18 protein-coding genes and 3 pseudogenes are annotated in these 17,839 nt (G+C 62.7%); 14 read left to right on the plus strand and 7 right to left on the minus strand.

The annotated features are described in order from the left end of the window. Positions 1-107: 107 nt before the first annotated feature. The 8 genes from VSR68_RS23940 to VSR68_RS23975 all read left to right on the plus strand — a co-directional run bounded on the left by VSR68_RS23940 (position 108) and on the right by VSR68_RS23975 (position 8,128). Entirely contained in the window at positions 108-797 is a 690-nt protein-coding gene (locus VSR68_RS23940; protein ID WP_342942420.1) for an MFS transporter, read from the plus strand. A gap of 162 nt (positions 798-959) precedes the next feature. Then, positions 960-2,081, plus strand: coding sequence for a porin (locus VSR68_RS23945; RefSeq protein ID WP_342942214.1), 1,122 nt, complete (start codon positions 960-962; stop codon positions 2,079-2,081). A 132-nt stretch (positions 2,082-2,213) separates the two neighbouring features. Further along, positions 2,214-2,729 (plus strand): VOC family protein, encoded by a 516-nt coding sequence (locus VSR68_RS23950; protein WP_342942215.1) that lies wholly within the window; start codon positions 2,214-2,216, stop codon positions 2,727-2,729. Positions 2,730-2,755: 26 nt separating this feature from the next. Then, on the plus strand, positions 2,756-4,456 hold the full coding sequence (locus tag VSR68_RS23955) for an FAD-dependent monooxygenase (protein WP_342942216.1): 1,701 nt from the start codon (positions 2,756-2,758) through the stop codon (positions 4,454-4,456). A gap of 20 nt (positions 4,457-4,476) precedes the next feature. Next, positions 4,477-4,680, plus strand: coding sequence for a hypothetical protein (locus VSR68_RS23960; protein ID WP_342942217.1), 204 nt, complete (start codon positions 4,477-4,479; stop codon positions 4,678-4,680). After that, entirely contained in the window at positions 4,677-5,840 is a 1,164-nt protein-coding gene (locus VSR68_RS23965; RefSeq protein WP_342942218.1) for an alpha/beta hydrolase, read from the plus strand. Before VSR68_RS23960 ends, VSR68_RS23965 begins: the two co-directional genes overlap by 4 nt. A gap of 63 nt (positions 5,841-5,903) precedes the next feature. Continuing rightward, on the plus strand, positions 5,904-7,109 hold the full coding sequence (locus VSR68_RS23970) for a CaiB/BaiF CoA-transferase family protein (RefSeq protein WP_342942219.1): 1,206 nt from the start codon (positions 5,904-5,906) through the stop codon (positions 7,107-7,109). Then, positions 7,106-8,128: a hydroxymethylglutaryl-CoA lyase gene (locus tag VSR68_RS23975; RefSeq protein ID WP_342942220.1), complete on the plus strand. Its 1,023-nt coding sequence runs from the start codon at positions 7,106-7,108 to the stop codon at positions 8,126-8,128. Before VSR68_RS23970 ends, VSR68_RS23975 begins: the two co-directional genes overlap by 4 nt. A 153-nt stretch (positions 8,129-8,281) precedes the next feature. Here VSR68_RS23975 and VSR68_RS23980 read toward each other — a convergent pair. Then, positions 8,282-8,380 (minus strand): annotated as a pseudogene (locus VSR68_RS23980) (IS6 family transposase); the annotation flags it as partial. A 72-nt stretch (positions 8,381-8,452) separates the two neighbouring features. On the opposite strand from VSR68_RS23980, the pseudogene VSR68_RS23985 reads away from it, so the two are divergent. Next, positions 8,453-8,656 (plus strand): annotated as a pseudogene (locus VSR68_RS23985) (IS6 family transposase); the annotation flags it as partial. Positions 8,657-8,720: 64 nt separating this feature from the next. On the opposite strand, the pseudogene VSR68_RS23990 reads toward VSR68_RS23985, so the two are convergent. Beyond that, positions 8,721-9,092 (minus strand): annotated as a pseudogene (locus tag VSR68_RS23990) (IS6 family transposase); the annotation flags it as partial. A 110-nt stretch (positions 9,093-9,202) separates the two neighbouring features. Beyond that, the gene (locus VSR68_RS42875; RefSeq protein WP_428983571.1) at positions 9,203-9,637 is read right to left on the minus strand and encodes a DUF7686 domain-containing protein; all 435 of its coding nucleotides are present in this window, start codon (positions 9,635-9,637) and stop codon (positions 9,203-9,205) included. 124 nt (positions 9,638-9,761) lie between these two features. Between VSR68_RS42875 and VSR68_RS24000 the strand changes: the two genes are divergently transcribed. The 5 genes from VSR68_RS24000 to VSR68_RS24020 are packed head-to-tail and all read left to right on the plus strand — an operon-like array spanning position 9,762 to position 13,214. Then, positions 9,762-10,577: an ABC transporter ATP-binding protein gene (locus tag VSR68_RS24000; RefSeq protein WP_342942421.1), complete on the plus strand. Its 816-nt coding sequence runs from the start codon at positions 9,762-9,764 to the stop codon at positions 10,575-10,577. Then, positions 10,574-11,410 carry an ABC transporter permease gene (locus tag VSR68_RS24005; RefSeq protein WP_342942222.1) on the plus strand — a complete coding sequence of 279 codons (837 nt, stop codon included), beginning with the start codon at positions 10,574-10,576 and terminating at the stop codon, positions 11,408-11,410. The genes VSR68_RS24000 and VSR68_RS24005 overlap by 4 nt, the downstream gene beginning before the upstream one ends. Positions 11,411-11,458: 48 nt before the next feature. Then, positions 11,459-12,334 (plus strand): TauD/TfdA family dioxygenase, encoded by an 876-nt coding sequence (locus VSR68_RS24010; protein WP_342942223.1) that lies wholly within the window; start codon positions 11,459-11,461, stop codon positions 12,332-12,334. Then, positions 12,324-12,605, plus strand: coding sequence for a hypothetical protein (locus VSR68_RS24015; protein ID WP_342942224.1), 282 nt, complete (start codon positions 12,324-12,326; stop codon positions 12,603-12,605). The genes VSR68_RS24010 and VSR68_RS24015 overlap by 11 nt, the downstream gene beginning before the upstream one ends. 39 nt (positions 12,606-12,644) lie before the next feature. Next, positions 12,645-13,214 carry a MaoC/PaaZ C-terminal domain-containing protein gene (locus tag VSR68_RS24020; protein WP_342942225.1) on the plus strand — a complete coding sequence of 190 codons (570 nt, stop codon included), beginning with the start codon at positions 12,645-12,647 and terminating at the stop codon, positions 13,212-13,214. On the opposite strand, the gene VSR68_RS24025 is transcribed toward VSR68_RS24020, so the two are convergent. From VSR68_RS24025 to VSR68_RS24040, 4 genes are read right to left on the minus strand one after another with little or no spacing between them, the layout of a single operon-like run. Next, complete coding sequence (locus VSR68_RS24025) at positions 13,211-13,963, minus strand: SDR family NAD(P)-dependent oxidoreductase (protein WP_342942226.1); 753 nt, start codon at positions 13,961-13,963, stop codon at positions 13,211-13,213. The two genes, VSR68_RS24020 and VSR68_RS24025, sit on opposite strands and share 4 nt — an antisense overlap. A 38-nt stretch (positions 13,964-14,001) precedes the next feature. Continuing rightward, a complete protein-coding gene (locus tag VSR68_RS24030) occupies positions 14,002-15,159 on the minus strand; it encodes an acyl-CoA dehydrogenase family protein (protein ID WP_342942227.1) in 1,158 nt (385 codons plus the stop codon). 2 nt (positions 15,160-15,161) lie between these two features. Continuing rightward, complete coding sequence (locus VSR68_RS24035) at positions 15,162-16,370, minus strand: acetyl-CoA acetyltransferase (RefSeq protein ID WP_342942228.1); 1,209 nt, start codon at positions 16,368-16,370, stop codon at positions 15,162-15,164. 14 nt (positions 16,371-16,384) lie between these two features. Next, the gene (locus VSR68_RS24040) at positions 16,385-17,827 is read right to left on the minus strand and encodes an OB-fold domain-containing protein (RefSeq protein ID WP_342942229.1); all 1,443 of its coding nucleotides are present in this window, start codon (positions 17,825-17,827) and stop codon (positions 16,385-16,387) included. Positions 17,828-17,839: the final 12 nt, after the last annotated feature.

The following is a 17,839-nucleotide window of genomic DNA, read 5'->3' on the forward strand; positions in this document are numbered from 1 at the left end:
TCTGCACCTCATCAGGAATTGCAGGATTCACGCATCAATATGCCAGGTCCCTGCAATTCCCACAACACCATTTCCGACTCAAAGCCCCACTGTAGAAGGCTCCGCTGATTGTTCAGGGTCGACTATTAAGCCCGGAGGCCCTTCAGAAGGCGGAAAAAATCCGCTTTAAAGACCTGATCAGCGATCCCTATGTGTACATTCTGGCGATCGCTTACTTTACGTTGAATAGCGGGAACTTCGGACTGGGTTTCTGGCTGCCGACGATCCTGAAGGATTTCGGTATTCGGGACCCCCTGATGATTGGAGTCTGGAGCGCAGTCCCCTACGCGCTCGGAACCGTCGGCATCGTCGCCATCTCCCGGAGCTCCGACCGCAACCAGGAACGTCGGTGGCATTTGCTCGCCTGCACCTTCTTTGGCGCGGTGTCGCTCTGGTCGCTTACCTTGCATGTGCAAACGTTCTGGCTGGTCATCGCACTACTCAGCTGCGCAATTGCGTTCATGTATGGCGGCATGCCGATATTCTGGGCCGTTCCGTTCAAGGATCTAAAACCCAATGCGCTGGCCGGAAAAATCGCTTTGGTCAGCAGCCTGGGGCAACTTGGCGGTTTCGCTGCGCCCTACGGCCTTGGCCTCATCAAGGCCGCGACCGGAAAGCTTGACGTCGGCCTCATCGTACTTGCGGCCATGTTTGCCGCAGGTGGCGCGCTGATATGGCTGACGTCCAGGTCACAACGGCATGAAGGACCGGTATTCGAGACACAGTCGCTCGCTGCCGCTGACAACCACGAAACCTGAACGGTTGCATGTATCGAGCAACTGAATTGCCCGGAGAGCGCGCGTTTCATTGCGGAACGCGCCTCCGTACCGCGAAGTGATCACCAGGATCACACGCGTTTTTTCCGGATACCGGACACAGCATCTGAAATACGAACACCAAGCTCGCAAGGAGACACTTACGTGAATAAAAGAAAGTTCGGGATTGGTGCGGCGTTGATGACCCTGTCAACTTTGGCTGCTGCACAGAGTAGCGTAACCCTGTACGGCGTCATTTCAGAAGGAATCGCATGGGTCAACAACGATGGCGGGAATCGAAACATCAAATTGCTGAGCGGCGTTAACCAGAACAACCGCATGGGTTTTCGAATCACCGAAGATCTCGGAGCCGGAAATCATGCGTTAGCCGTTCTTGAAAACGGGTTCGACATCACCAGCGGGAAACTTCAGCAAGGTGGCCGACTGTTTGGGCGACAGGCGTTCGTGGGGCTGGCGAACGATCAGTTCGGCACAGTCACGTTCGGCCGCCAGTACGACATGTTCTGGGATTACTTCCTGCCGTGGACCACGGCAACGACCACAGGTAGTGAAGCCGCACATCCTGGTGACGCCGACAATCTGTTTGGCACGTGGCGCTATAGCAATTCGGTCAAGTACAAATCGCCGACCATAGGCGGGTTCAACGCCGAAGCGCTGTACGCATTCAGTAACGCCAGTGGGGACTTTGCAAACAATCGGGCGTTCAGTGTTGGCGCGGGATACACACACGGCCCTCTCAAACTGGCTGCTGCCTATGTTGAACTTGACCGACCAGGTATAGCGAACACAGCCGGAGCCGTAACCGACGACTACCAGGCTGCGCCATTTTTGACGTTCCAGACGAGCCCTGTTAACAAAGTGGGCGTATTGAAGCAGCGCAATGCGGGTGTCGGCGGCCAATATGACTTTGGTCACGGATTGCGGCTCAACGCCCTCTACGATACCGTACGGTACTCTTACCTCGACGGGACAGCCTTCCGCCTCGACAACTACGATATCTCAGTTAGCTACTACGTTACGCCTGCCCTTTTGCTCGGCGCGGGCTATGTCTATTCAGGCGGGCAGTATCACGGAATCGATGCCAATCCTCATTGGCATACCGCCGCGATTAACGTCGACTATTTTCTGTCGAAACGCACTGATGTGTTCGCTTTTGCCGATTTTCAGCGCGTTTCCGGCCCGGGCTCAGCGGTATTGTATTTGAACAGCCCGTCATCGTCGAACATGCAAAGCATGGTAGTGCTCGGGATGCGCCACACGTTCTAATTTTGGCGAAGCCGGCGCGACTTCGGGTTAGTCGCGCCGGCTTTGCGACCCACCTAAAGTGTCAATTTTTGCGAAACCTGACGGCCACCAGAAAGCCGTCCCGTTTCATACAGTAACCGAAGGAGACGCACCATGACATCACGATTCGAAACCATAGAGCGGCTGCACCACTTCGCGTGGCGTTGCCGGGACGCCGAAGAAACCCGCCAGTTTTACGAAGACGTGCTGGGACTGCCGCTCACGCATGTCGTGCGCGCCGAGAACGTGCCGAGCACCGGCGAGCACTGCCCTTACGTGCATTTGTTCTTCCAGCTTGCCGATGGCTCGTCAATTGCGTTCTTCGATCTTGGCGACAACGAATCCGCCCTGCCTTCGCCGAACACACCAGCGTGGGTCAATCACGTGGCGTTGCGCGTCGGGTCCATTGAGGCGGTACAGCGCGCGAAAAGTCGCCTCGAAGAGGCTGGCATCGAGGTGCTCGGCGTAACCGACCACGGCTTCGTGCATTCGATCTACTTCTTCGATCCGAACGGCGTTCGCCTCGAGCTGACGACCGATACCGCCGACGCGGCCTACGCGGCTGCGGCTCGCGCAGAGGCGCGGGAACAACTCGATGCGTGGATGCAGGAAAAGCGTTCGCGCGCGTAAAACAAAACAAAGGACGCGCAAGAGACATGTACCAACCGAACACCACTCCGCATAGGTCGAGTTACTTCGACTACGAAATCTATCCGTTCAAGCGCTCGCCCGAAGCCGGTGCCGCGACGCTCACGCACCATCCGGTCGTCGTCATTGGCGCGGGGCCGATCGGGTTAGTGCTGGCGATCCAGCTCGCGCAGCAGGGAGTCGCGCCCGTGCTGATCGAGGCCGAGGCGCAGGTATGCGGCGGCAGCCGCGCGCTCGCGCTGACGAGGCGTTCGATGGAAATCTTCGAGCAGTGCGGCGTTGCAGAGCGCGTTCTCGAAGGCGCACTGCTCTGGAAGGACGGCTACAGCTACTACAAGGGCAAGCCAGTCCATCACATGAAACTGTCCTTCGCCGAGGACGACAAGTTCTATCCGATGACTAACCTCGCGCAATGCGACATCGAGAAGATCCTGCTCGATCGCGTGTTCGAGCTCGGCATCGACGTGCGCTTCCAGACGAAGCTGGTCGCGCAGGAAGCGCATGACGAAGGCGTGACGCTCACGCTCGACACGCCTGAAGGCGGGTATCGAATCGACGCGCAATGGCTCGTCGCGTGCGACGGCGCGCGCTCGACCGTGCGCAAGCTCCAGCAATTACGCTTCGAGGGCGAATCGTTCGAAAGCCGCTTCGTCATTGCCGACTTCAGGATCGACCTCGACGAGCCTGCGGGCCGTCGCGCCTACTTCGATCCGCCGTGGCTGCCGGGGCAAACCGCGCTCATGCACAAGGCGCCGAAGGGCGTCTGGCGGCTCGATTATCAGGTACCCGAGGGTATGAGTGATGAAGCCGCACTAGATGACGCCAAGATTCGCAAGAACATCAAGGATCATCTCGCCTACATCGGCGTCCATCTGCCGTGGGAGGTCGAGTGGACCACGATCTACAAACCGAACGCGCTGACGCTCGGCTCGTATGCGAATGGCCGCACGTTCTATTGTGGCGATGCCGCGCATTTGCTGCCCGTATTCGGCGTGCGCGGTATGAATACCGGCGTGCAGGATTCGCTGAACCTCGCGTGGAAGCTCGCCGCCGTCTTGCAAGGCCGTGCCGACGCAAAGCTCCTCGATAGCTACAGCGTCGAACGCGTCGCCGACGCGCGCCAGATCTGTGTCGAAGCGAGCCGCAGCACGCGCATGTACGCACCGCCGAGCGAGGGCTTTCGCATCATGCAGCAGGCGGTGCTGTCGTTGTGTCTCGATCACGCGTTTCCGCAAGACCTGCTGCACTGGCGCACGTCGCATCCGATCGACTACCTGGCAAGCCCGCTCACGCAGATCGACGCAAGCGGCGCGCAATTCGAGTCCGGCCCGAGGCCGGGCGCGCCCGCGCGTAATGTGCGCCTCGCGGACGGCACGTATCTGTTCGATCACCTCGCGAGGTCGTTCAACGTGCTCATGTTCGGCACCGACGCGGTGACGTGGGAGCGTGCCGCTCAAGATGTGAAGCGCCTGAACGCGGAAGGCATTCCCGTACGCCTCGTCGCCGTGCGTAGTGAAGGCGAGCGGCCCACGCACGCCGATGTATTCGTTCTTGACGCGAATGGACACGTCGCGTCGATGTGGGGCGCAACGGAGGATGCCGTGTATGTCATGCGGCCAGATCAGCACATTTGCGCGCGTTGGCGCGTGGGTAGCGCGGCGAACGTCGCCGACGCGGTGCATCAGGTGCTGCGCGGCGGACGCGCGTGATCCAAACGAAAGGGTGGAACATGGAAAAGATGAGCTTTCAACAGCTTGAAGTGCTGTACGACGCGATGGCGCGTTCACTCGATCGCGTCCCCGAGTCGCGGCGCAATGTCTATCTGGCGCGCCTTGTGTTGCAGATTGCGCATGAACTCGGTCACGCGGATCGCATCGTGGCGCTCGTCGAATCGAGCGCTGACGAAGTGCTCCGCGAAGGAGCACTGTCATGAGCGACGCGATCAACCGGCGTTGGGTTCATATCGCCTATGAGGAAACGAGCGCGTTCACCGAGGTCTATGGTTTCGTCGGTAGCCGGGGCACCGTGAATCTCGAAGGCGTGCTGCTGGAACCGCGCGAGCCGCGCTCGCGCACAGTGTTCCTGATGATGCATCCGAGTTCGACGCTCCAGTTGCTGCCCTTGCCGAGCGCGCTTGCGCAGGCGGGGCACGCGGTCATGTGCATGGGCAGCCGCTACGCGAAGAACGACACCCCACTCATTTTCGAGAAGGTGGCGCTCGACCTTGGCGCGTGCGTGCGCGCGGCAAAGGAGCAGTATGGCTACGACAAGGTTGTCCTGCTCGGCTGGTCGGGTGGCGGTTCGTTGTCGCTGTTCTATCAGTCGCAAGCCGAGAAGCCGACGATCACCCAAACGCCCGCGGGCGATGCCGTCGACCTCACGGCGGCGGGCCTCATTCCCGCAGATGGCGTGATTCTCGAAGCGGCACATCGCTCCCGGGCACAGTGTCTCGCCGACTGGATCGATCCGTCGGTCATCGACGAGCACAACCCGGACAGGCGCGAACCCGAGTTCGATCTCTACTCGCCTGGTCTGGCCGTGCGCCCACCGTATCCGGCCGACTGGCTGGCGGCCTATCGCGCGGCTCAGTTGCGCCGCGTGCGCCGCATCACGGCGTATGTCGAGGAAACCTTGGAGACCTTGCGCAGGCGTGGGGGCGCAGAAGTGGAGCGCGGGCTGCTTACGCACCGCACGATGGCGGAGCCGCGCTTTCTGGACGCTAGCATCGATCCGAACGGCCGCCCGATCGGCAGCTGCTACATGGGCGTGCCGGAAGCCGTGAACAGCGGCCCAGTGGGCCTCGCACGTTACTCGACGTTGCGTGCGTGGCTCTCGCAATGGTCAATCGAGCATTCGCGCGCGGACGGGGAGAAATGCGCGGCGGGCATGAGCGTGCCGCTGCTCGCGATCGAGCATGGCGCCGACGACGCGGTACCGCAGCCGGACGTCGGCCTGATGTACCACGCGTGCGCGAGCGCCGACAAGACGTTCCACTGTATCGAAAGCGCCGGCCATTACTTCAAGGGGCAGCCCGAGCAACTGGCACAGGCCGTCGGGCTGATTGGCGACTGGACGCAGCGTCACGGCTGGTAAAAGCCAACAACGGCGTGGCGCACAAGGCGTGCCACGCATCACGACTCTCATCCCACGACGAATATGGACAAACTCAATCCGCGTCCACTCGACGGCATTCGCGTCGTCGAAATGGGCAGCCTCATCGCGGGGCCGTTCGCGGCGAAAACGCTCGCCGATTTTGGTGCCAAGGTCGTCAAGATCGAGCCGCCCGACGGCGGCGATCCGCTGCGCGTGTGGCGGACACCCGACGACTCTACCTCGGTCTGGTGGCACGTACAGTCGCGCGACAAGCAGTCGGTCGCCATCGACCTGCGCAGCCCGGAGGGCCAGGCGCTCGCACGCAAGCTCATCGACGAGGCAGACGTACTCATCGAAAACTTCCGCCCTGGCACGCTGGAGCAATGGGGGCTCAGCTATGAACAGCTCGCCTCGACCAATCCGAAGCTCGTCATGCTGCGCATCTCCGGCTACGGCCAGAGCGGGCCGCTCCGCGATCTGCCGGGCTTCGGCGTGATCGCCGAGGCGATGGGCGGACTGCGCCACATCACAGGTGTGCCGGGCGAGCCGCCGGTGCGGCCGGCCATCAGCATTGGCGATTCACTGTCGTCGCTCCACGGCGTCATTGGCGTGCTGCTCGCGCTGTATCACCGCGACGCGCGCGGCGGGCGCGGCCAGGTCGTCGATGTCGCACTGTACGAGTCGGTGTTCAACATGATGGAAGGGGCGCTCTCCGAATATGACCGCTACGGCCTCGTGCGCGAGCCCGCTGGCAGTGCGCTGCCGGGTGTCGCCCCGACCAACGCGTATCCGTGCGCCGATGGTCGTTACGTGCTGATCGCCGGCAATGGCGACAGTATCTTCAAGCGGCTCATGTCGCTCGTGGGCCGTGACGATCTCGCGCAGGACTCGACTCTCGCCCGCAACCCGGCGCGTGTGCGCCGCGCCGCTGAGCTGGACGCCGCCATCGGCGCCTGGACGCGGCAGCACTCGCTCGACGACGCACTCGCTGCCTTGGCAGGAGCCCGCGTGCCCGCCGGCAAGGTTTTTACGATCGAGGATATCGCGCAGAGCGAGCAGTATCGCGAACGCGGCATGATCCGCACTGTGCGCCTGCAGGACGGGAGTGAAATGAAGGTGCCCGGCATCGTGCCGCAACTGAGCGCGACGCCAGGCGGCTTCTGCGGCGGTGGCCCGGCGCTTGGTGAACATACACGCGAGGCACTGGAATGTGTGGGCGTCTCCGTCGAGCAGATCGAGGCGATGCGCGCGAAAGGAGTGATTGCATGAGTGCGCAAACGACCGGCGAGCGCGTGTGGATCAACGATGTCGTGATGCGAGATGGCCTGCAGATGGAGCCCGTCTTCGTGCCAACGCCGCAGAAGGTCGCGCTGATCAACGCGCTTGGCCGCTGCGGGCTGAACCGCATCGAGGCGACCTCGTTCACCTCGGCGAAGGCGATTCCTGCGTTGAGCGACGCGGAGGCGGTCATGCAGGAGATCGAGCGTGTCCCGGGCGTTCGCTACGCCGCGCTCGTGCTGAACCGGCGTGGCGCTGAGCGGGCGCTCGAATGCGGCGTTGACGAGCTGAACCTCGTCGTGTCAGCGAGCGAGACGCACAATCTCGCGAACACGCGTATGACGCGCGCACAGTCGATCCGCGCGCTGATGGACATCACGGCCTTTTGTGGCGGCCGGGTCGCAATCGGCGTGTCGATCGCGACGGCATTCGGATGCCCGATGGAGGGCCTGATCGACATCGATTCGGTGGTCCACATTGGCGACAGGTTCGTCGCAGCCGGCGTGCAGGGCATCACGCTGTGCGATACGACAGGTATGGCGAACCCGCGTCAGGTCGAACCGGTGTGCGGCGCGCTCGCGGCGCGCTGGTCCGGAGTCGAGCTCACGCTGCATCTGCACAACACGCGCGGCATGGGCCTTGCGAACGTGGTGGCAGGCCTTGATGCAGGCGTTCGCCATTTCGATGCATCGCTCGGCGGTCTGGGCGGCTGTCCGTTCGCGCCGGGCGCAAGCGGCAACATCTGCACGGAAGACCTCGTTCACATGCTCGACGCGATGGGGTACGTGACCGGCGTCGATCTGGAGCGCCTCATCGAATGCGCGAGCCACATGCCGCACCTCGTTGGCCATGGCGTGCCGGGCCAGGTACAGATCGCGGGGCCGTGGCATCGGCGATATCCCCCGCCGACCGATCTGGAGGAGACACGTGAGCGCGCGCTCGCACGTGAGGCGTCCGGCGACGCCGATCGCGCGATGCGCCCCGGCGTCGTGCCCGCGCCGTACCGCTGAATGGCGCCGGCTTGATCTGGAACTCGCCCGCGCCTGTTTTGGGCCAGCGTTCGTGGAGAACGCACCGAGGGCCATCCGAGCTACTGGCCCGAGATCGGGTTTTGTCGCGATAACGATTGCAAGTTGAGAAAAACCTGATATGACTAGGACTACTTATTCCACCAACGAATAGAACTGATCGGCGAAAGTTTGTCGGCCGCCGTTGGCTTTCATCTGCCCCTTAGCGATCATGTGAGTCACCTCGATGCCACCGCACCGGAAAGGTTCTGTCGCAGTAACGCGATCAAGTAGAATCGGTCGGACCGTAACGCATGACAATAGATGATGGCAAATACGCCACGCAAGACGCTGCCCGTGGGGATTGGCAAGGTATTGAAGCGACTGCACTATCCGCTGGATGTGATTCTGCTGTGCGTGCGTTAGTACGTGGCGTACTCGTTGAGTCTGCGCGATCTCGAAGAGATGATGGCCGAACGCGGAGTGGAGGTGGATCATTCGACGGTGCACCGCTGGGTCATCAAACTGGTTTTGACGCGATAACGATTGCAAGTTGAGAAAAACCTGATATGACTAGGACTACTTATTCCACCAAATACCGCCGCGCCGCAGTCTTATCCCGATGGGCCCGCAACAGAAAGTCGACGGTGTTGCCGGCCTTGTCGACGGCGCAATACAGGTATTTCCAGTGGCCATTGACCTTGATGTAGGTCTCATCGACGCGCCAGCTCTTGCCGACGGCGCGTTTGTGGCGGCGAAACGCTTTTTCCAGCACCGGCAGCAACTTGAGGGCCCAACGATGCACGGTTGAGTGATCGACCGAGATGCCTCGCTCCGCCATCATTTCTTCCAGGTTTCGCAGGCTGAGCGGATAGGCCACATACCAGCGCACGCAAGTCAGGATGACATCAAGCGGGTAATGCAGGCGTTTGAGCACGCGGGCCACGGTCGGATTCAGCGTCTTCATCAAGCTTTCAGTCGTTCATCTCGTTCCGCGCATGATAGCGGAGCTTCCTATTGCAACAGAACCAACTACCACAGGCAGCTCAGAAATATCACTGACGTGCCCGCATTAACTTAAACCAACCAGCCTCCACGATTCTCGGTGCGGTTCATTTTCCCGGTCACCCGGTCTGGAGAGACGAACGCCCGAAGAGTTGCTGTTCGCATGCGCCGGCTCAAGCCGCGCAAGCATGAAGTACATGCGTACGCTCGCGCGTGTCGACCGGAAGATGTGTCGTATGAGCACGACTCGTCCCATTCGATAGGCCCGCGCGCCGTGCTGTCAATGATCTGGCGTTCATGAAAATCGATGTGCCTGAGTGCACGACGCATCTTTTCGACGAGACGCCCGAACTGCGCGAACACGTCCTCGTCGGCTTCGCTTATGAGCTGGAACCAGTAGCCGGCCTGGACTTCTCTGCGAAACCGGGCTTGATTTGAGTAGCGCGAGGCTGACAGCAAGTCCCGCCTTAGCCCGCGTAAACACCTATCCAACGCTATTGACGCCATACATATGCATTAGTAAGATTTCCCCACGACATACTACGTAGTATGTTTTGTGCGCAATTCGGCACCCGTCAGACGCCCTTCCCTGCAAGACGACTCAAGGAGAGCCTTCGCCGCCATGGACCGCATGCCCACACTGTCGCTCTTTGACCGCGAGCACCGTGCGCCGCTACCCGCCCTGATCCATATCGAAGGTCTGCAAAAGCATTACCGGACACGAAGCGGCGACTCGGTGCAGGCGCTCGGCCCGATCGACCTGACCATCGACACGGGTGAATTCATCACGGTCGTCGGCCCCTCGGGGTGCGGCAAGTCAACGCTGCTAAAGATGCTGGCGGGCCTCATCCCCCGCACCTCCGGCACGATTCGCGTCAACGGACAGCCGATCGACGGCCCGCAGCGCGACATCGGCGTGGTGTTTCAAAGCCCGGTGCTTCTGCCGTGGAAGACGACGTTCGACAACGTCATGCTGCCCGCCACTGTGCTGAAACTCGATCGCCGGGAAACGACTGCGCGCGCGATGCAACTCCTCGACATGGTCGGTCTTGCCGACTTCGCGCATCGCTACCCGAACGAACTGTCAGGCGGCATGCAGCAGCGCGTCGCGATAGCCCGCGCGCTGGTGCACGATCCCGCTGTGCTGCTGATGGACGAACCGTTCGGTGCACTCGATGCGATGACGCGCGAAACCATGAACGTCGAAATTCGCCGCATCTGGCGCGAGTCCGGCAAGACCGTGCTGTTCGTCACCCACTCGATTCCCGAAGCAGTGTTTCTCGGCAGCCGCGTGCTCGTGCTGTCGAGCCGTCCGGGCTGCATCGCCGAAATCGTCGACGTCGAACTTCCCGCGCAACGGGATCTCGACGTGATGACCACCGAGCGTTTCGGCGGGTACACGCGCCGCATCCGACAACATTTCCAGGCAAAGGGGTTCATAGAATGAGTGCCGAACTCGCGCTCTCTCATCAGCCGGCGAAGCCGCGCCGCCATGCATTCGCCGCGTTGAAGGAGCATCCGGAATGGGTGTGCGTGCCGGCGCTGTTCGTACTGGTGGTCGCCGTGTGGGAGGCCGGCTTCGCGCTCGCATCGGTACCGATCTACATCGCGCCGGCGCCCTCCGACATCTATCACGCGCTCTTCCACGGCCTGTCGAGCGGCCTGTTCATCAGCAACGGCCTGACGACGCTCGCCGAGGCGCTGCTCGGCTTCGTGCTTGCGACCGCGCTAGGCATCGTGCTCGGCGCGGTGATCGCGCAGTCGCGCTTCGTCGAAAAGACGCTTTACCCGTATCTGATCGCGATACAAACCACGCCGAAAGTGGCGATTGCGCCGCTCTTCATCATCTGGTTCGGCTTCGGCATGACCTCGAAAGTGATCATGGCGGCGGTCGTCGCGTTCTTTCCGATTCTCGTCAACGTGATCGTCGGACTGCGATCGACCGACACGTCGCGTATCGAGTTGATGCGCTCCCTCCAGGCAAGCCGCTGGCAAATCTTCACCATGGTCCGCCTGCCGAGCGCCGCACCGATGATCTTCGCCGGGCTGCATATAGCGGTGATCTTCAGCGTGCTCGGCGCGATCGTCGGTGAGTTCGTCGGCTCGCGCAAGGGCCTCGGCAATCTGATCATGCAGCTCAACAACAATCTCGACACAGCGGGCGTATTCGCTGCGCTGGTCGTGCTTTCGGGAATGGGAATCGTGTTGCATCTGCTGATGCACATGCTTCAGAAGAAGCTGCTGTTCTGGTCGGAGCAACATCAGATCGCGCAGGTTTGATGTCATCCGATTCGTCGCCGCCTGTCGTCCCATACTACGGATTCCATCATGACGTTTACTTTGAAGCCTCTCGCGTCGGCGATCGGCGCGGAAGTGATCGGACTCGATCTGCGTCAGCCGCTCGACGACGACACCATCGCCGCCTTGCGTGATGCGTGGCATCGCCACACCATTCTGCTGTTTCGCGGCCAGTCGCTCGACCATGCACAACACGTCGCGTTCAGCCGCCGCTTCGGCCCGCTCGACGATCACGCGTCGATCCCGCGCTTCCGTCATCCGGAGCATCCGGAAATTCTACTGGTCACCAATTACGAAGCCGGCGGCAAGCGGCTCGCGGTCGGCCGTCAATGGCATTCCGATCTCTCGACGACGACCTGCCCGGCGAAGGGATCGCTGCTCTATTGCTCGGTGCTGCCGCCGGTCGGCGGCGACACGATGTTCTGCAACATGGTACGTGCATGGGACACGCTCTCGTCCGGCATGCAGTCGATGCTCGATGGCCGCTGGGCATTGCACGACATGACCATCGCACGCGAAACCCAGGCCAATCGCAGCGCCGACGAACTCGCCGATATCCGCCGGCGCAATCCGCCGGTATTTCAGCCGGTCGCGCGCGTGCACGACGAATCGGGACGCAAGGCGCTGTACGTGAGCGAAATGACGACTGTCTCATTCGAGCACATGACGCGCGCCGAGAGCAGGCCGCTCCTGGAATACCTCTACCAGCACTGCGTTCAGCCGGAGAACGTGTATCGCCATCGCTGGCAGGTCGGCGATCTGATGATGTGGGACAACCGTAGCGCCATGCACATCGCGTTGTCCGATTACGATCAGACTCAGCCACGCATGATGTATCGCACGACGCTGCTCGGCAATCCGAGTGGACGTGTCGCCGAAGCATCGGCGCTCGCGCTTGTCACCTGACGCGCGGCGCCGCGTGCCGCCCGATCCGACCCGCCTGCTGAACTGGCCGATCGACGCGATCACTCAACGCTACACGCCGCGCGACGCGATGTTCTATGCGCTGTCGCTCGGCATCGGTCAGGCGCCGGCCGATCGCAGGCAACTCGCCTATGTGCATGAAAATGCGCTCGACATGCTACCGGGCTTCGCGACCGTGCTCGCCGATCCGGGGCCGTGGCTCGGGGATCCGCGCCTCGGGCTCGACTGGCGGAGCATGCTGCACAGCGCATAGCGTATCGAACTTCATCGGCCGCTCGCGACGAGCGGGCACGTGCGCAGCGCAAGCCGTGTGATCTCGCTCGACGATCTCGGCCGCGAGCGCGGTGCACGCGTCGTCACGAGGCGCGTGCTCGTCGACTCGGACGACGGCGCGTTGATCGCCACGCTCGACATGACATCCATTCTCCGTGCACACGGCGGCTTCTCGCGGCATCTTGTCGCGAGCGAAGCGAAGCCTTGCATCAACGGCGAGGCCGCGCGACCCCAAATTTTCGACTACACCATTCCACCGCAGACGGCGCTGCTGTTTCGCCTAAACGGCGACATGAACGATCTGCATGCCGATCCGGATGCCGCGCGCGAAGCCGGCTTTCCGCAGCCCATCCTGCACGGCATGGCGACATTCGGCATCGCGAATTACATGCTTCTGCGCGCGCTGAATCGGAGCGCGCGTACGCTGCGCGAACTCGAAGCGCGCTTCACCGCGCCGGTCTTTCCCGGAGACACGCTGCGCATCAAAGCACATGCATCGGACGGTGGCCAGCGCGCCCGGTTCGAAGTGTACGCGCCCGATCGCCACGTGAAAGTGCTGTCACGAGGCGTCGCGCGCTTCGAAGGCTAGTAGCGTCCGCCTGATACGTGTAAAACGTCGCCGCTGATGTAACCCGCGCGCTCTGACAACAGAAATGCGACCGCATCCGCGACATCGGCGGGATCGCCGATGCGCGGAACCGGCGTCGTTTTCCCCGCGGCTTCGCGGACCTTGTCGTAATGAGGCAGATCGCGCACTGCCTGCGTATCTATGATCCCGGGCGCAATTGCGTTCACGGTCACGCCGTGACGCCCGTTTTCCAGTGACATCGCGCGGGTGAAACCGATCAGACCCGCCTTTGCCGCCGAGTAGTTCGCCTGCCCCGGATTGCCCAGATGCGCCCGCGACGAAATATTGACGATGCGTCCCCAGCGCTGGCCCTCGGCGGTCATATGCGGCAGCACCGCGCGCGTGCAGAGGAACGCGCCCTTCAGAATCACGTCGACGACGCTGTCCCAGTCGCCGACGCCCATCTTCGTTATTCGCATGTCGCGCGTGAAACCCGCGTTGTTGACGAGCAGATGCACGCTGCCCCAGGCCTTGGCGACCGCTTCGACCATGCCATTCACGGGCGCTTCGTCGGTGACGTCTACCGCGTACGCGCGCGCCTCGACGCCCATCGACGACAACTTGTCCGCTTGCGCCCGCGCGCCGGCTTCGTCGCGATCGACGACCGCGACGCGCACGCCTTCCATCGCCAGCCGTTCGCTAATCGCCGCACCGATCCCCCGCCCGCCGCCAGTGACGATCGCCGCCTTGCCCTTCAGTCCGAGATCCATTCCGCCGCTTCCTGTCGATGTTCTTGTTGATAAGAGCCTCACGCCGCCAATGCACGTCGCGCCAGTTCCTTGCCGATGATGATCTGCTGGATCTGCGTCGTGCCTTCGTAGATGCGAAACAGCCGTACGTCGCGATAGAAGCGCTCGACGGCGCTGTCGCGCATGTAGCCCGCGCCGCCGTGAATCTGCACAGCGCGATCGGCAATGCGGCCGACCATCTCCGAGCAAAAGAGCTTGCAGCACGACGCTTCGAGGGACACGCGTTCTCCGCCGTCATAACGCCGAGCGATATCGCGCAGCATGCATTCGGCCGCGTAGAGATCGGCTTGACTGTCGGCGAGCATTGCCTGAATCAGCTGAAAATCCGCGAGCGGCTGACCGAACTGCGTGCGGTTGACCGCGTATTGCGTGGCTTCGTGCAGGATGCGCCGCGCCTGCCCGACGCACACCGACGCGACATTGATGCGGCCGCGGTCGAGCGATTTCATCGCGGTGACGAATCCGCGCCCTGGTTCGCCGCCGATGATCGCGCTCGCCGGCACGCGCACGTTCTCGAAGTAGACGTCCGCCGACCAGGCGCCCGCCTGCCCCATTTTTTTGTCGTTCGCGCCGATCGTCACGCCAGGCGTCCCGGCAGACACCAGGAACGCGGTGACGTGCGCGTTCTTCGGCAGGCGCTCGGGATGCGTACGCGCCATCACGAGAAAGACTCCCGCGACCGGAGCATTCGTGATGAAACGCTTGCTCCCGCTAATCACATAGTCGTCGCCATCGCGCACCGCGCGCGTGGACAGCGCCGCGCTGTCGGAGCCCGAATCCGGTTCGGTGAGACAGAAGCTCGTGATCACCTCGCCACTCGCGATCTTCGGCAGCCAGTAATCTTTCTGCGCCTGCGTGCCATCCATCAGAATGCCCTGCGAGCCGAGCCCGAGATTGATGCCGACCGCCGAACGAAACGCGGCCGATGTCCACGTCAGTTCCATGATGATCTCGATCTCTTCCGCCGAACCGAGCCCGAGTCCGCCATACGCCTCGGGCGTCGTCAGACCGTACAGGCCCATCTCGCAGAAGTCCTTGATGATCTCCGGCGGAATGCGGTCGTCTTCGGCGACTTGCTGTTCCAGCGGCACGAGTTTTTCGCGCACGTAGCGGCGCACGGAGTCCTTCAGTTGTTCGAGCGTGTCGCGGTCGATCATCGTCATGCTCCCGCAAGGCCGACGATCGCGACCGCGCTCACGTTCTGGTTCGGCATGCCGCCCAGATTGTGCGACAGCCCGAAGACCGGCGGCGTCCTGACCTGGCGCTTGCCCGCGCGTCCCAGCAACTGCAGATAGTTCTCGTAGATCATCCGCAGCCCGGACGCGCCGATCGGATGACCGAAGCACTTGAGACCGCCGTCGATCTGACACGGGATCTCGCCGTCCGCGTCGAAACGGCCGTCGAGCGCGTCGCGCCAGCCTTGTCCCGGTTCGCTCACGTGGAGGTCTTCCATCGTCACGAGTTCGGTGATCGAGAAGCAGTCGTGCACTTCCATCAGACTGAGTTGCTCGCGCGGATGCGTGATGCCCGCTTCGTCGTAGGCGCGTTTCGCGGCGATGCGCGTCGTGTGGAAATAGCTGCCGTCCCAGCCGGAACCCTGCAATTCCCAGCCGTTCGACACCGCCAGTTGCAGCGCCTTCACGGTGACGAGCTCGCTGCCCTTGCCGAGCGCGCGCGCGATTTCCGGCGTCGTGACGATCGCGCAGGCGGCGCCGTCCGACACGCCGCAGCAGTCGTACAGACCGAGCGGCTCGGCGATCATCGGTGCATTCAGCACGGCGTCCATCGTGATCGCACGACGCAGATGCGCCTTGGGGTTATTGACGCCGTTCGCATGACTCTTGACCGATACGTGCGCCATCGCGCGTTTCAGATCGTCGTAGGAGACGCCGTGCCGCGCGCGATACGCGGCGGCGAGCTGCGCGAAATTGCCCGGCGCCGAGCCGACCACGCCGATCATGTCGAAGGTCGTGCCGCGCGTGCGCACCGGCAGGCCGGCGTAGCCAGTGTCCTTCAGCTTCTCGACGCCGAGCGCCAGCGCGATATCGGCGGCGCCCGACGCGACCGCGTAGACCGCGCCGCGAAACGCCTCGGTGCCCGACGCGCAATAGTTCTCGACTTTCGTCACCGGAATGTCGTGCAGCCGCAGCGCCATAGCAAGCGGAATGCCGGACGGCCCGATGTTCGTCGCGTCGAAGCCAACCGACAGCCATGCCGCGTCGATCTGCGCGGTTTCGACGCCCGCGTCGGCGAGCGCCTCGATGTAGGCTTCGACCATGAGATCGTCGGCGTCGTCGTTCCAGCGCTCGCCGAAGCGCGCGCATCCCATGCCGAGAATCGCTACCTTGTCCCGAATGCCTTTAGGCATGTGTTCGCTCCTTGTCAGGCGGGCATTGCCTTCCAGAAATATTTGACGAAGCCACGGCGCGCATCGACAGACTTGATGCGAAACGTCATGCGCATCGGCCGGCCGACTTCGATCTGATCGGCGTCGGCGTCGGTGAATTCGGTGACCATGCGGCCGCCGCCGTCGAACTCGACCATGCCGTAGCAGCCCGGCGGATCCGGCGTGAACGCGAGACGATCCGCGGTGAAGGTCAGCACCCGCGCGGTGCGTTCGGCAAGCGGATACGGCTCGAATTTGCTTATGCGTGCGGCCTGGGCGCCCACCGCGATGCCGCTCGGGGGATACTGAACCGCGCCGCTTTCCGGATCGTGCCCGCCGACCAGGCCGAGCACCGCCGACCGGTTCCGGTACAGCGCGGTAAGCGGCTGTTTCTGATCGAATTCGGCGCGCATGCCGGTGTCGAGGTCCACTCCGCCCGTGAAGAATAGATATTTCAGGTAGTTCGACTCCGGCTTGCCGCGCGCGAGCCAGCCGGACACGCCGCGGCCGTGTTCGCGCACGCGTGTCGCGATCGCGGGCGTCGTCTCGAAGATCAGCACGTCCGCACCCTGACCGAACCCCAGCACGACGATCCGCTCGCCGGGCTGGGCGTGCTCCAGCGCATGCGCGAGAAGCACGAGCGGCTGGGCGCAACCCGCGTGGCCGAGCGATGCGCCGAGCGAATCGCCGATGGCCGTCGCCGGAATGCCTGCTTGCTTCGAGAGCGCTTCGGCGACGCCGCGCACGGGAATCGGTACGATCAGCCGATGCACGTCTTCGCCCGCGAGGCCGAATTTTGCGAGCGCTTGCGTCAAGGCATTGCCAACGATGCCGACATAGCCTTCGTCGCGAACCCAGCGCGCTTCCCAGCCGTAGTCGAAAGCTGCATCGCGGCCGCGAAAGTGATCGACGAAATCAACCGACAGCGAATGAGTGCCGATACAACGCGCAATTGGTTCGCCTTCACCGATCACGAACGCCGCCGCCGCGTCGCCGTTGATCAGTTCGGCTTCGGAGCCCGGTTTGGACACCGCGCGCTCGGACGCGATGCATAACGTGTGCTCGCCATTCGACGCACGCAACGCCTGAACCAGCGCGCCGGTGCCCGCTTTCTGGCTTCCGCCGACATCCTGCGTGAAGACCTGATCGCGGAGATTGAGCGACTCTTTCACGATGCCCGCGTTCTGGCGATCCGCGAAGGGCAGGCTGGTCGAAGCGAGCACGAGCGCACCGATCGCCTCCCGCGATGCCTCGGGCGCAGCGTCGCGCGCGGCTTCGACGGCGAGCGTGATCGCGTCTTCGTCCCAGTTCGCCATCGCACGCTCGCCTTTGTCATGCGCCTTGAGCGCCGGCGCGAACCACGCATGCGCGGCGGCCACCGTCGCGCGCTGCAGGCGCAGGCGCGGAACGTAGGCGCCGCAAGCCAGTATTCCGATCATATTTGCTCTCTT

It is taken from the genome of Paraburkholderia phymatum (assembly GCF_038900715.1).
Lineage (GTDB): Bacteria > Pseudomonadota > Gammaproteobacteria > Burkholderiales > Burkholderiaceae > Paraburkholderia > Paraburkholderia phymatum_A.

What these genes read in the sequence shown, in the direction of transcription:
- VSR68_RS24035 (WP_342942228.1), bottom strand. Translation starts at nt 16,370, where the DNA reads ATGCCTAAAGGCATTCGGGACAAGGTAGCGATTCTCGGCATGGGATGC.
- VSR68_RS23960 (WP_342942217.1), top strand. Translation starts at nt 4,477, where the DNA reads ATGGAAAAGATGAGCTTTCAACAGCTTGAAGTGCTGTACGACGCGATG.
- VSR68_RS24005 (WP_342942222.1), top strand. Translation starts at nt 10,574, where the DNA reads ATGAGTGCCGAACTCGCGCTCTCTCATCAGCCGGCGAAGCCGCGCCGC.
- VSR68_RS23950 (WP_342942215.1), top strand. Translation starts at nt 2,214, where the DNA reads ATGACATCACGATTCGAAACCATAGAGCGGCTGCACCACTTCGCGTGG.
- VSR68_RS23970 (WP_342942219.1), top strand. Translation starts at nt 5,904, where the DNA reads ATGGACAAACTCAATCCGCGTCCACTCGACGGCATTCGCGTCGTCGAA.
- VSR68_RS23965 (WP_342942218.1), top strand. Translation starts at nt 4,677, where the DNA reads ATGAGCGACGCGATCAACCGGCGTTGGGTTCATATCGCCTATGAGGAA.
- VSR68_RS23955 (WP_342942216.1), top strand. Translation starts at nt 2,756, where the DNA reads ATGTACCAACCGAACACCACTCCGCATAGGTCGAGTTACTTCGACTAC.
- VSR68_RS24000 (WP_342942421.1), top strand. Translation starts at nt 9,762, where the DNA reads ATGCCCACACTGTCGCTCTTTGACCGCGAGCACCGTGCGCCGCTACCC.
- VSR68_RS24025 (WP_342942226.1), bottom strand. Translation starts at nt 13,963, where the DNA reads ATGGATCTCGGACTGAAGGGCAAGGCGGCGATCGTCACTGGCGGCGGG.
- VSR68_RS24010 (WP_342942223.1), top strand. Translation starts at nt 11,459, where the DNA reads ATGACGTTTACTTTGAAGCCTCTCGCGTCGGCGATCGGCGCGGAAGTG.
- VSR68_RS24030 (WP_342942227.1), bottom strand. Translation starts at nt 15,159, where the DNA reads ATGATCGACCGCGACACGCTCGAACAACTGAAGGACTCCGTGCGCCGC.
- VSR68_RS24040 (WP_342942229.1), bottom strand. Translation starts at nt 17,827, where the DNA reads ATGATCGGAATACTGGCTTGCGGCGCCTACGTTCCGCGCCTGCGCCTG.
- VSR68_RS42875 (WP_428983571.1), bottom strand. Translation starts at nt 9,637, where the DNA reads ATGGCGTCAATAGCGTTGGATAGGTGTTTACGCGGGCTAAGGCGGGAC.
- VSR68_RS23975 (WP_342942220.1), top strand. Translation starts at nt 7,106, where the DNA reads ATGAGTGCGCAAACGACCGGCGAGCGCGTGTGGATCAACGATGTCGTG.